Source organism: Curtobacterium sp. PhB137 (genome assembly GCF_003814955.1).
Taxonomy (GTDB): Bacteria; Actinomycetota; Actinomycetes; order Actinomycetales; family Microbacteriaceae; genus Curtobacterium.
Genome location: NZ_RKQO01000005.1, coordinates 63,628 through 76,094, shown reverse-complemented (window position 1 = coordinate 76,094; position 12,467 = coordinate 63,628). Strand labels below are relative to the sequence as shown.

General features: G+C 70.7%; 11 protein-coding genes. 2 read left to right on the top strand and 9 right to left on the bottom strand.

Translation table 11 applies throughout. The features are described 5' to 3' along the window. Nucleotides 1-40: 40 nt before the first annotated feature. Nucleotides 41-397: a 50S ribosomal protein L19 gene (rplS, locus tag EDF28_RS07020; protein WP_123339832.1), complete on the bottom strand. Its 357-nt coding sequence runs from the start codon at nucleotides 395-397 to the stop codon at nucleotides 41-43. A 167-nt stretch (nucleotides 398-564) separates the two neighbouring features. Here rplS and map point away from each other — a divergent pair, with 167 nt between their 5' ends. Further along, nucleotides 565-1,356 carry a type I methionyl aminopeptidase gene (gene map / locus EDF28_RS07015; protein WP_123937690.1) on the top strand — a complete coding sequence of 264 codons (792 nt, stop codon included), beginning with the start codon at nucleotides 565-567 and terminating at the stop codon, nucleotides 1,354-1,356. A 211-nt stretch (nucleotides 1,357-1,567) separates the two neighbouring features. Here the strand turns inward: map and trmD are convergent, their stop codons facing one another. The 8 genes from trmD to aroA form a co-directional block, all read right to left on the bottom strand. Then, the gene (gene trmD, locus EDF28_RS07010) at nucleotides 1,568-2,260 is read right to left on the bottom strand and encodes a tRNA (guanosine(37)-N1)-methyltransferase TrmD (RefSeq protein ID WP_123937689.1); all 693 of its coding nucleotides are present in this window, start codon (nucleotides 2,258-2,260) and stop codon (nucleotides 1,568-1,570) included. A gap of 5 nt (nucleotides 2,261-2,265) precedes the next feature. Then, complete coding sequence (rimM, locus tag EDF28_RS07005) at nucleotides 2,266-2,811, bottom strand: ribosome maturation factor RimM (protein ID WP_123294799.1); 546 nt, start codon at nucleotides 2,809-2,811, stop codon at nucleotides 2,266-2,268. Nucleotides 2,812-2,830: 19 nt separating this feature from the next. Continuing rightward, the gene (locus tag EDF28_RS07000) at nucleotides 2,831-3,067 is read right to left on the bottom strand and encodes an RNA-binding protein (RefSeq protein WP_111086067.1); all 237 of its coding nucleotides are present in this window, start codon (nucleotides 3,065-3,067) and stop codon (nucleotides 2,831-2,833) included. A gap of 3 nt (nucleotides 3,068-3,070) precedes the next feature. After that, nucleotides 3,071-3,484 carry a 30S ribosomal protein S16 gene (gene rpsP / locus EDF28_RS06995; protein WP_111086066.1) on the bottom strand — a complete coding sequence of 138 codons (414 nt, stop codon included), beginning with the start codon at nucleotides 3,482-3,484 and terminating at the stop codon, nucleotides 3,071-3,073. 164 nt (nucleotides 3,485-3,648) lie between these two features. Further along, on the bottom strand, nucleotides 3,649-5,769 hold the full coding sequence (locus tag EDF28_RS06990; RefSeq protein ID WP_123937688.1) for an FAD-dependent oxidoreductase: 2,121 nt from the start codon (nucleotides 5,767-5,769) through the stop codon (nucleotides 3,649-3,651). Between the two features lie 4 nt (nucleotides 5,770-5,773). Continuing rightward, nucleotides 5,774-6,619, bottom strand: a complete 846-nt coding sequence (locus EDF28_RS06985) for an SDR family oxidoreductase (RefSeq protein WP_123937687.1) — start codon at nucleotides 6,617-6,619, stop codon at nucleotides 5,774-5,776. Between the two features lie 84 nt (nucleotides 6,620-6,703). Beyond that, nucleotides 6,704-7,861, bottom strand: coding sequence for an acyl-CoA dehydrogenase family protein (locus tag EDF28_RS06980; protein WP_185094170.1), 1,158 nt, complete (start codon nucleotides 7,859-7,861; stop codon nucleotides 6,704-6,706). Between the two features lie 8 nt (nucleotides 7,862-7,869). After that, nucleotides 7,870-11,133 carry a 3-phosphoshikimate 1-carboxyvinyltransferase gene (aroA, locus tag EDF28_RS06975; protein WP_123937685.1) on the bottom strand — a complete coding sequence of 1,088 codons (3,264 nt, stop codon included), beginning with the start codon at nucleotides 11,131-11,133 and terminating at the stop codon, nucleotides 7,870-7,872. A 119-nt stretch (nucleotides 11,134-11,252) separates the two neighbouring features. On the opposite strand from aroA, the gene EDF28_RS06970 reads away from it, so the two are divergent. Further along, nucleotides 11,253-12,392: a glutamate--cysteine ligase gene (locus EDF28_RS06970; RefSeq protein ID WP_185094169.1), complete on the top strand. Its 1,140-nt coding sequence runs from the start codon at nucleotides 11,253-11,255 to the stop codon at nucleotides 12,390-12,392. Nucleotides 12,393-12,467: the final 75 nt, after the last annotated feature.

Below are 12,467 nucleotides of genomic sequence, written 5' to 3'. Positions count from 1 at the left end.
GCAGCGGCGTCCGGCTCGCGGGCGCTCACTGTGAAGGCGATCAGGCGTCGCGCTTCTCCTTGATCTTGCGGCGGGCCGCCTTGCCGCGCAGTTCGCGCAGGTAGTAGAGCTTCGCGCGACGGACGTCACCCTTGGTGACGATCTCGATGTGGTCGATGATCGGCGAGTGCACCGGGAACCAGCGCTCGACGCCGACCTGGAAGCTCACCTTGCGGACCTTGAAGGTCTCGCCGATGCCGTGGCCCTGGCGGCCGATGACGACACCCTGGAAGACCTGGATACGCGAGCGCGTGCCTTCGACGATGTTCACGTGCACCTTGATGGTGTCACCGGCGCGGAAGTCCGGGACGTCGGTCCGCAGCGATGCTGCGTCGACGTTGTCGAGGAGCTGGCTCATGGCTGTTCTACTCTCTGCGGACGCACACGGGTCGCCGCGGATCGATGTCTGATGAAGTGGTGGTGCGTACCCGGTGTCGGCGACTCCCCCGTGGCAGAGTCCAGCCAGGGCACAGCGATCCATACTGCCACACAGAACGCCGGGGGCAAAACAGCGAGGATGGACCCATGATCGAACTGCGCACCCCCACGGAACTCGACGGACTGCGCGTCGCCGGTCGGTTCGTGGCCGACGTCCTCGACGAACTGCTCGCCACGGTCGACGTCGGCGTGAACCTGCTCGAGCTCGACCGCGTCGCCGCGCGGATGATCGCCGACCGGGGCGCCGAGAGCTGCTACGTCGACTACCACCCCTCGTTCGGCAAGTCGCCGTTCGGCAAGAACCTGTGCACCTCGGTGAACGACGCGGCGCTGCACGGTCTGCCGTTCGACCACGTGCTGCAGGACGGCGACCTCCTCAGCCTCGACTTCGCCGCGAGCGTCGACGGCTGGGTGGCGGACTCCGCCGTGTCGGTGCAGGTCGGGACGCCCCGCGACGAGGACCAGACGCTCATCTCGACCGTCGAGCGCGCCCTGGCTGCCGGCATCGCGCAGGCTGCTCCGGGCAACAAGCTCGGCGACGTCTCGCACGCGATCGGGCACGTGGCGAAGGAGGCGGGCTACAGCGTCAACCTGCAGTTCGGCGGGCACGGTGTCGGTCACACGATGCACGGCGACCCGCACGTGCCGAACGACGGGCGACCCGGGCGCGGTCTGAAGCTCCGGCCGGGCCTGGTGGTCGCGATCGAGCCGTGGCTGATGCAGGGCACCGACGAGCTGTACCAGGACGACGACGGCTGGACGCTCCGGAGCGTCGACGGCTCACGTGCTGCGCACGTCGAGCACACGGTGGCGGTCACCGAGGCCGGACCCGAGGTCCTGACCCTGCGTCGCGCCCAGCGCGCCGACCCGACCGCCTGACGGACGGGAGGCGCGGTGCGGTCCCGCCCCGCGCCTCCCGTCCGTCACTGGTCGCGACCAGTGCCCCAAAGCGACAGATCTCGGCTGTGGCCGCCGTCATGTGCGCGACAGCGACAGTTGTCCGCGGATGTTCCGCGGCAGACTGTCGCTTTCGCGAAAGCGACCAAACAGGCGGCAGGCCGCCGCCGGCCGGCAGCCGGACGCGCGCCCGTCAGGCAGGCGGCAGCAGGTCCGGCCGGACGCGCCGCGTCCGCTCCACCTGCTGCTCGTGCCGCCACGCAGCGACCTTGCCGTGGTGGCCGCTGAGCAGCACCTCGGGCACGTCGTGGTCGCGCCAGGACGCGGGCTTCGTGTACGAGGGGTACTCGAGCAGGCCGTCCTCGTGGGACTCCTCGACCAGGGACTCGGGGTTGCCGACGACGCCGGGGACGAGTCGCCCGACGGCCTCGATCATGGCCATCGCCGCGACCTCGCCGCCGTTCAGCACGTAGTCGCCGAGCGAGAGTTCGACGACCGAGCAGCGTGACGCCGCCCACTCGAAGACGCGGGCGTCGATGCCCTCGTACCGCCCGCAGGCGAACACGAGGTGGTCGGAGGTCGACGCGAGCGAGCGCGCGATGGACTGCTTGAACGGCGTGCCGGCGGGCGTCGGGACCACGAGGGTCGACGAGCCGTCCGGCCGCAGCAGGGCGTCCAGCGCCTGCGCCCACGGTTCCGGCTTCATCACCATGCCGGCGCCGCCGCCGTACGGCGTGTCGTCGACGGTGCGGTGCCGGTCGGTCGTCCAGGAGCGCAGGTCGTGCACGTGCAGGTCGAGCAGCCCACCGGAGCGGGCCTTGCCGAGCAGGGACACGTCCAGCACGGAGAAGAACTCCGGGAAGATCGTGACGATGTCGATCCGCACGGCAGCTAGTCCGTGACCGTCTCGGGCCGCGAGGTGTCCTCGGGGTCCTCGAACAGACCCTGTGGCGGCGTGACCGTGACGGTGCCGGACGCGATGTCGACCGCGGGCACGATCGCCGCGACGAACGGCACGAGGACCTCGCCGCGCGACGGGGTGTCGATCGCGAGCAGGTCCTGCGCCGGCATGTGGTCGACCCGGGCGACGGTGCCGACCTCGACGCCGTCGCGCAGCACCTTCAGCCCGACCAGCTGGTGGTCGTACCAGGCGTCGTCCTCGCCGGTCTCGGCGTCGGCGTCCTGCTCGACCCAGAGGATGATCCGGGCGAGCGACTCGGCGCCGGTGCGGTCGTCGATCCCCGCGAAGAACGCGACGGGGTGACCGTTGTACCAGCGGAGCTCGTCCAGCTCGAGGGTCTTGCCCGACCACGGTGAGTCGTCGGGGACCTGGAGCGTGAACGTGGCACCGGGGGTGAACCGACGATCCGGGTCATCGGTGTAGAGCTCGAGCTTGATGCCGCCCTTGAGCCCGTGTGCCTTCGTGATTCGACCCACCCGGAGCTGGGTCGTCTCCCTAGGAATCGGTGTCGACCACGTCGACCCGCACACGCTTGCCGTCGGCCAGGGCCGAGACGAGGGTGCGGAGTGCCTTGGCGGTCCGCCCGGCACGACCGATCACGCGGCCGAGGTCCTCGGGGTGCACGCGCACCTCGAGGACCTCGCCCCGCGGGGAGGTGGAGCTGGCGACGCGCACGTCGTCAGGGTGATCGACGATCCCCTTGACGAGGTGCGTCAGCGCGGATTCGAGCAAGGACTACGCCTCGGTCGTCTCGTCGGCGGTCTCGGCGTCGTCGGTCTTGGCGGCGGGAGCCGTCTTCTCCGACTTCGGCTTGAGGACGGCCTTCTTCGAGGAGTCGACCTGGAAGGCCTGCTTCGGCTCGGCGACCTTGACCTTGGACGCGGTGTCCTTCTCGCCCTTGAACTTGGCCCAGTCGCCGGTCAGCTTGAGGAGGGCCGCGACCTGCTCGGTCGGCTGCGCGCCGACGCCGAGCCAGTAGAGCGCACGCTCGGACTCGATCTTGATGACCGAGGGCTCCTCGGTCGGGTGGTACTGACCGATCTCCTCGAGGACACGACCATCGCGCTTGGTGCGCGAGTCGGCGACGACGATGCGGTAGTAGGGCGCACGGATCTTACCGAGACGCTTCAGACGGATCTTGACAGCCACAATTGCTCCTGTTTGCTTACGTTGTGGTTGAACTGGAACCGCGGGCGTGGGGGCACACACGGTGAAAGCTCGAGAGAGATCGCTCACAGCTGGATAGAGGGTCGAGCTGCGGCGATTCGACCGTTCATTCTTACAGATTCCGGGCCGCGATGCGAGCCGACGCGCTACGGCGCGAGTCGCCGGACCGCTTCGAGGGCCTCGGACGTCGCGCGGACCGCGTCCACGCTCCGTGCGTCGCGTGCGCCGCCGACGACGGCGAACGGCACACCGGCGGCCTGGAGGCCCGTCACGAGTCCGTCACGCACGTCACCCTCGGTGTCGATCGCGCGTTCCTGCCCGGCGCAGACCACGACGTTGTCCGCCGGGATCGCACGCTCCTCGCCGTGCTCGTCGCGGATCCAGAGGGCACCGGGCTCGATGCGCAGGTACTCCTGCACGCCACCGACCATGCGCACCCCCGCGTCACGGAGGCGACCGATGGCGACCCAGCGCGAGGTGATCCCGACTCCCTGCCCGAACTTGCCCGATCGGCGGAGCACGGTGACGTCGGAGCCCGGCCGGATCGTGCGCGACGCCGCGGGCAGCCGCTGGGGGACGTCGCCGACGAGTTCCTCGGAGACGTCGAGGTCCCAGCGCGCGGCGAACTCGGTGGCGCGGACCGACTCGTCCGGCGACTCGGTCAGGAACGCTGCGGTGTCGACGCCGATGCCGCCGCCGCCGATGATCGCGACGGTGCCGGCCGGCACGCCCTCGCGCAGTGCCCGCTCGTACGACAGGACGTGCGGCAGGTGTGCTCCGGGGACGTCGACGTCGCGCGGGACCACCCCGGCGGCGAGCACCACGGCGTCGCTGTCGGCCAGGTCCGCAGTCGTGGCCGGGCGGCCGAGGTGCACCGTGGCTCCTCGTTCGTCGAGCTCGGCGCGGGCAGCCCGTACGGTGGCGGCGTAGTCCTCCTTGCCGGGCACGAGCGCGGCGAGGCCGAACTGGCCGCCGAGCCGGTCGGCGGCTTCCCACACGGTGACGCGGTGGCCGCGTCGGGCCGCGTCGACGGCTGCGGCGAGACCGGCCGGTCCCCCGCCGACGACCTCGACGCGCTTGGGGTCGGTGGTCGGACGCGCCGGGAACGCGACCTCACGGGCGGCGCGCGGGTTCACCAGGCAGGACACCGGCGCGCCGATGATCGAGCGGTCGAGGCAGGCCTGGTTGCAGCCGATGCAGGTGTTCACCAGCGCGAACCGGCCCGCGAGCGACCGGTTCACGAGCGCGGGGTCGGCGAGGAACGGTCGGGCGAGCGCGACGGCGTCGATGATCCCGTCGGCGAGGACCGTCTCACCGTCGCGCAGGTCGGTCATCCGGTTCGACGCAATCACCCGGACGTCGGGGTACGACGAGGCGCGCACGACTCCGGCGATGCGCGCGGCGTAGGCGAGCCAGGCACCGTGCGGCACGGCGGCCTGCACGGTCGGGGTGCGGGACTCGTGCCAGCCGATCCCCACCGAGATGCCGTCGAGCCCGAGCGGCAGCAGGTCGTGCACCAGGGCGTCGACGTCGTCCTCGGTCGACGAACCGGGCATCAGGTCAGCGCCGGAGAGCCGGATCGTCACGGCCAGGTCGGGCACCGCCGCACGGACGGCCTCGACGACCGCCACCGTGAAGCGCCGTCGACGCTCCGGCGAACCGCCCCACTCGTCGTCACGCAGGTTCGTCAGCGGCGACTGGAACTGGTTGATGAGGTAGCCCTCGGACGCCATGATCTCGACGCCGTCGAACCCGATGTCGCGCGCGGACCGGGCCGCGGCGGCGAAGTCCTCGATGGTGCGCTCGATCTCGGCCGGCGTCAGCTCGGTCGGCACCACGCCACGGGCGGCCGCCCAGGGCAGGGCCGACGGTGCCACCACGCGCTGGGGGTCCCCGTGCCGATCGACCATCCCCGCGGCGAGCGCGTACCGCCCGGCGTGGAACAGCTGCGCGAGGATCGTGGAGCCCTCCTCGTGCACGGCGTCGACCGCGGCGCGGAACCGCTCGTCCGCTCCCCCGACACCGAACACGGCGAAGTCGGGGCCACCACGGGCCTCGTCGTTCACCGCGATGCCGCCGGTGATGATGCACGCGGCGCCACCGGCGGCACGTTCGCGGTAGAACGCCGCCATGCCGGCCCCACCGTCGTCGTGCACCTCGAGTCCGGTGTGCATCGACCCCATGACCACCCGGTTGGGCAGGGCCAGGGGGCCGAGTGTCCACGGCGAGGAGACGACGGCGAGCTCGGGCAGGGCGACGGTGCTCATGCCCCTACTCTGCCGCGTCGACAGCCGCGTCGTCAGCAGGGAGCACCGCGTCGCGCAGCGGCGACGTCGTGTCCGCCCAGAACGGCGGGGCGATCACGGTCAGGCCGCCGTCGACCGACAGCACCTGACCGGTGATGTAGCCGGCCTTGTCGGACAGCAGGAAGTCCACCGCGTCGGCCATGTCGTCGGCGGTGCCGGGGCGCTGCAGCGGGAGCTTCTCGAACACCGAGTCGATCGGCGCCTGGCCGGGGACCTTCGTGTAGAAGTACTCGAGCGAGTCGGTGTCGATGAGGCCACCGTTGACCGCGTTCACCGTGATCTGGCGCGGACCGAACTCGACCGCCATGTACTTCATGTACGACTCGCTCATGGCCTTCGCGGCGCCGAGCGCGGCGTAGGTCGGGAACGCGCGGAGCGATCCGTACGAGGTCACGACGACGATGCGCCCACCGCGGTCCATCAGCTCGGCGGCACGCTGCGCCCCGAGCACGAACGAGCGGGCGTTGGTGGCGTAGCTGCGGTCCAGGTGGTGCAGCTTCAGTTCCTTGACGGGCTTGAACGCGCTGGCGGCGGCGTTCGCGACGAACATGTCGAGGCGGCCGTAGGTGTCGCGCACCAGGTCGAACAGGGCGTCGATCGACTCCGGCTGCTCGATGTCGACCTGCGCGGTGATCCCGTCGCCGCCGGCGGCCTTGACGTCGGCCAGGGATTCCTCGGCCAGGTCGGCGTTGCCCTTGTACGTGACCACGACGGTCACGCCGCGCTGGCCGAGCTTCTGCGCGAGCAGGCGGCCGATGCCGCGCGAAGCGCCCGTGATCAGTGCGATGGGTGCGTTGGTGCTGTCGGTCACTGCGGTCCTTCAGGTGAGTGGGAGACGGACGGGAGGCCCGGGGCGGGCCCGCCACGGGCCTCCCGTCCGGTGGGTGGTTGTGGTCTAGAACCCGGCCTTGCCGGTGACGACGGCGCGGCCGACGACCAGCTTCTGGATCTCGTTGGTGCCCTCTTCGAAGCGCTGCGCGCGCGCGTCGCGGTAGACGCGCTCGATCGCGTTGCGCTTCCAGTAGCCCTGGCCGCCGTGCACCTGCAGGGCCTTGTCGGTGACGCGGGCGAGCATGTCGACCGCGACCATCTTCGAGGCGCTGGACAGCGTGCCCGCGTCGGGGCGGTCCTCCTCGTAGGCGCGGGCCGCCTCGAGCACCAGGGCGCGGGCGGCGGCGATGTCGGCGTAGTTCTCGGCCAGGTAGAACTGGATCGCCTGGCGGCTGGACAGCTGCTTGCCGAAGGTCTCCCGCTTGTTCGCGTACTCGACGGCGAGCTCGTTCGCACGCTCGGCGAGGCCGACGGCGCTCATGGCGACGGACACGCGACTCGGCAGCAGGAAGCCGCCGAGCGCGACCTCGAGCCCCTGCCCCTCGGCGCCGAGCAGCGCACTGGCCGGCACGGGCACGTCGGTGAAGCGCAGGATCGCGTGGTCGGTGCCCCGGATGCCCATGGTGTCGGAGTCGTCGATCACCTCGGCGCCCGGCAGCCCGCTGTTCGGCATGAGGAACGCGACCGTGCCGTCCTGGCCGCTGGTGCCCTCGAGGCGGGCGGCGATGAGCCAGTAGTCGGCCTGCACGCCGAACGTGATGAGGTGCTTCTCACCGTTCATGACGTAGGTGTCGCCCTCGCGGCGGACGGTGGTGCGGATGTCCGCGCCGGTGCCGGCCGTGGCCTCGGTCAGGGTGAACGCGACGAGCTTGTCACCCGCGACGCTCGGCTTGACGACCTGCTCGATCTGCTCCGGCGTCGCGTAGGGGGCCATCGCGCGCCAGGTGCCGTTGATGACGTGCACGAGCATCCGGATCGACGCGTGCGAACGCGAGACGATCTCCATGACCTCGAGGTAGCGCGAGAACGGGATGGCCCGTCCGCCGAGCTCGGTCGGGGCGGCGAGGCTGAGCCACCCGTTGTCCTTGAGCTCCTGGAACAGCTCCGGGGCGACCCGGCCGGTGCGCTCGATCTCGTCCGCCCACTCCTCGCCGGGGCCGCGGACCCACTCGGTGACCTCGGCCTTGAGCTGCTGGAAGGCGGATTCGGTGGCGGTTTCCATGACCAGCGTCATCGTGTCTCGTTCTCCTTCGTGGTGCTCGCGGCGACGAGCGCGGCTGCCTGCTCACGCAGGACGTTCTTCTGGACCTTGCCGACGGCGTTGCGCGGGAGTTCGTCGATGGACTCGAGCCGCTCTGGCCAGTAGTACTTGCTCACGCCCGCCTTGTCGAGCGCCTGCTGCATCGCCGCGAAGTCGAGCCGCTCCACGCCGGCGGCCGGCACGACGAACGCGCACGCACGCTCACCGAGTCGGGGGTCCGGCATCGCGACGATCGCCACGTCGGTGACCAGGGGGTGCTGGTACAGCAGGTTCTCGATCTCGACGACCGGGATCTTCTCGCCACCGCGGTTGATGACGTCCTTGATCCGGCCGGTGATCGACAGGAAGCCGTTCGCGTCGACCTTCGCCAGGTCGCCGGTCTTGTACCAGCCGTCCTCGGTGAAGACGTCGTCGGTCAGGTCCTGGCGGTCGAGGTACCCGTCGAACATCGTCGGCGAGTGCAGCTCGAAGTTGCCCTCGGTGTCGGCGGGGAGCTCGTGGCCCTCGTCGTCGACGATCCGGATCCGGATGCCCGGCAGCGCACGACCGTCGTGCCCGTACGCTGCCGCCGGGTCGTCGATCGGGCTGGACAGGGCGCCGAGGCAGGTCTCGCTCGTACCGAACGCGCCGAGGATGGCCGTGCCGAGCACCGTCGCGGCCCGCTGGGCGAGGGCCCGCGGCACAGCAGCACCGGTCGGCACGAAGATCCGCAGCGACTCGGGCTGGGCGCCACCGGCTTCGACCAGGTCGACGAGGTCGGTCAGGAACGGGGTCGCGCACTGCACGAACGACGCCTTCGCGACGCCGAATGCCTGCTCGAGCGCGACGGTGCCGTCCCACACCGGCTGGATGACCTGCGGCGCACCGAGCCGGAACGCCAGTAGCATCCCGTACAGGAACCCGGTCTGGTGCGCCAGCGGCGACGGGATGTAGATCCGGTCCGCGCTCGTCAAGCCCGACTGCGCGACGTGCATGGCCGTGGCCAGCCCGAGGGTGCGGTGCGGGTGCTGCACGCCCTTCGGCTCCCCCGTCGTGCCGCTCGTGAACAGCAGCTGGCAGACGTCGTCCGGGCCCGGCGCGCGCGAGGTGATCTCGTCGACGTCCACGTGCACGGCGTCGAGGGCGTTGTCGAAGTAGCGCCAGTGCCAGTCGCTCGTGGCCACCCGGTCCAGGGCGTCGGCCGGCAGCGGCGGCTGGTTCGTCGGAGCGTCGACCTGGCCGCGCGCCTCGGACCGGAGCACGATCACGTGCTCGACCGAAAGCCGTCGCTGCTGGGCCTTCGCCTCGTCGATGACGTCGAGGAGCTCGAGCGCGGGCCGGCGCTTGCGGAAGACGTTCGGCAGGAACACCACGCGGGCGCGGGACCGAGCGAGCGTCATCGTCGTCTCGCGCGGACCGAACACCGGCATGATCGGCGTCGCGACGGCCCCGATCTGGATCGCGCCGAGGGTGATGGAGACGAACTCGCGCCAGTTCGGCAGCTGCATGGCGACCGACTCGCCCCTGCGGACCCCGAGCTCGAGCAGGAGCGCGGAGACATTGTCGGCCTCGTCCTGCAGTTCCCGCCACGTGGTGTTCACGGGTGCTGCGCCGCCGACCTCGATGACCGCGAGGCCGTCGGGATCGGTGGTCGCGAGCGCGCGGACCTTCTCGCTCAGCACGAGGGGGTCGGCGTCGACACCGGCGAGCGCGAGCGGCTCCGGGGTCGTGGGCTCGGCCGGGTGCTGTTCGCCGAGGTCGGCGCGCTCGCCGCCGGCGCGCTCACCATCGGCGCGCTCGCCATCGGCACGCTCGCCATCGGTGCGCTCGCCGAGGTCGGTGCGCTCGTCGGCGATCGCGGCGGCCTCGGCCGCGTCGGCCCGGTCGTCGCGGGCGATCTGCGCGGCGAGGGCGTCGCCGACCTCCATGTCGAGGCCGACGGAGTTCATCGCCTCGAGGAACGTCGGGTACGAGATCCGGTAGGCCCGCGGGTAGGTCAGCCCCGAGGTGCCGCGCGCCTTCGAGGCGGCGACGGCGAGTGACATCAGGACCCGGTGGTCGTTGAACGACGACATCTGCGCGCCGTGGAGTCCCTCGGCCCCGACACCGGTGACGCGGAGTTCGTCGGCACCCTGCTCGGCCCGGCCACCCATGCGGTTGAGCTGCAGCATCGCCGCGACGCGGTCGGACTCCTTCAACCGGATGTGGGCGACGTTCCACAGCCGGGTGGTGCCCTCGGCGAAGGTGGCCATGGTCGACAGGACCGGCAGCAGGTCGGGGATCGGCTGGCAGTCGATGTCGAGCGGTCGCAGCGGGGAACCGTCGTGCTCGATGCGCACGAACCCGGTCTCCTCGTCGATCCGCATCGGGACGCCCATCGCCTTCGCGAGGTCGAGGAACTCGCTCTCCGGGTGGTCGGTCTCGGCGGTGGTGAAGGCCGTCATGCCGCGCAGGAGCAGGTTCGACTCGCGGATGCCGGCCGCGGCGATGCCGAACGCGGCGGAGCCGATGTCCGGCGGGATGACGTAGTCGTGCGGGGTGGCCTGCTGGTTCGCCGGGATCCGGTACTCGAGCCAGTCGTCGGAGACCTCGACCGTCAGGCCGAACTCTCGCATCATCCGGACGGTCAGTTCGACGTAGGGCTGCTCGTTGAGCCGGTCGCCGGTGATGTGGATCCGGGTCTCCTGCTCGGCGAACGGCGCCACGAGGAGCAGGCCGGAGACCCACTGCGACAGGGTCCCGGCGATCGTGACGTCGCCGCCGCGGGGGCGCCTCGGCTGGACGGTCACGGGCGGGCAGTCGTTCGTCGCCTCGAGCTCGATGCCCATCTGGGTCAGCGAGGTCAGCAGTGCCTTGATGGGCCGGCGCTGGAAGTACTTCATGCCCACGAGCGTCATCGGCTTGTCGGCGAGCGACGCCAGACCGGTCATGAAGTAGAGCGTGGTGCCGGAGGACCCCATGTTCAGGATGCTGTCGGCGCCACGGGACCCGTGGTCGACGACGTCGGTGGCCTCGTACCGGCCGCCGAGCCCGGTGACGTGGTACTCGTCCCCGCGACGCTTCACGTCGACGCCGAGGGCGCGGAGCGTGCCGACGGTCCACTCGACCTGGCGGGTGGCGCTGATGCCGGAGACGATGCTCGTCCCCTTCGCCAGCGACGCGAGCACCAGCGCGCGGTGCGCGTGGTACTTCGAGACCGGGACGTCGAGTTCACCGACGAGTGGTGCGGACGTGCCGCGCACGACCAACTGCATGCGTACCTCTTCCTGCTCTGTACATATCAACGGTACGCCCGGTGTGGAACTACTGTGAATCGGATCCGCACGACCAGAAGCCGCCGTCGTTGTGCGTGTCCGACAACCTTCCGGGCAGGATGTACAGCATGGACATCCGCTTCACCGAGTCCCCTCCGTCGACCATCGGCGTCGAGTGGGAGCTCCCGCTGGTCGATCTGTCGACCGGCGACCTCGCGCCCCGTGCCCCTGCCGTCATCGCGGCCGTGCACGAACGACTCGGCGATCGCGAGCGGGTGACCGAGGAACTCCTGACCAACACCGTCGAGGTCGTCTCCAGCGTGCACGCGCGGGTCAGCGACGCCACGAGCGAACTGTCCGGCATCATCGGCGAGGTCATCGACGCCGCCGAGCCGCTCGGTGCCCAGGTCATGTGCTCCGGCACGCATCCGTTCGCCGTCTGGGACCAGCAGGAGATCACCCCGGACAGCGAGCACTACACGACCCTGATCGACCGGACGCGCTGGTGGGGTCGGCAGATGCTCATCTGGGGCGTCCACGTGCACGTCGGCATCGACGACCGCGACAAGGCCCTGCCGATCCTCGGCGCGATGCTCGCGTACGTCCCGCACCTGCAGGCCTTCACCGCATCGAGCCCCTTCTGGGCCGGCATCGACACCGGGTACGCCTCGAACCGGGCCCTCATGTTCCAGCAGCTGCCGACCGGTGGCCTGCCGCCCGCACTCGGTGCCTGGGCGAACTTCGAAGAGGTCGTGAGCGACCTCACGCACACGGGCGTCATCGACAGCGTGAAGGACCTGCGGTGGGACATCCGCCCCTCACCGAAGTGGGGCACGCTCGAGAACCGCGTGTCCGACGGCATCTCGACCCTGCACGAGGTCGGCGCCGTGACCGCGCTCGTGCAGTGCCTGGTCACCGCGATGTCCGACCGGCTCGACGCCGGCGAGACCCTGCCGACGATGCAGCCGTGGTTCATCCGCGAGAACAAGTGGCGCGCCGCCCGCTACGGCATGGAGGCCGAGATCATCACGAACGCCGCCGGCGACGAGCGGCTCGTGACCGACGAGGTGCACGACCTGGTGCAGCGGCTCGACCCGGTGGCCGAGCGGCTCGGCTGCCAGCAGGAACTGCACCACCTCGACACGATGATCGCGAACGGGGCCTCGTACCAGCGGCAGCTCCGGGTCGCGCAGGAGCACGGCGGTGACCTGCGCGAGGTCGTCCGCCACCTGGTCACGGAGTTCCGCGAGTCCCTGTGACCCCGGGCCGTTCCGCGTAGCTGGTCGAATCGGGCGTACCGGGTCGTTTTTCCGACCAGGTACGCCCGATTCCGC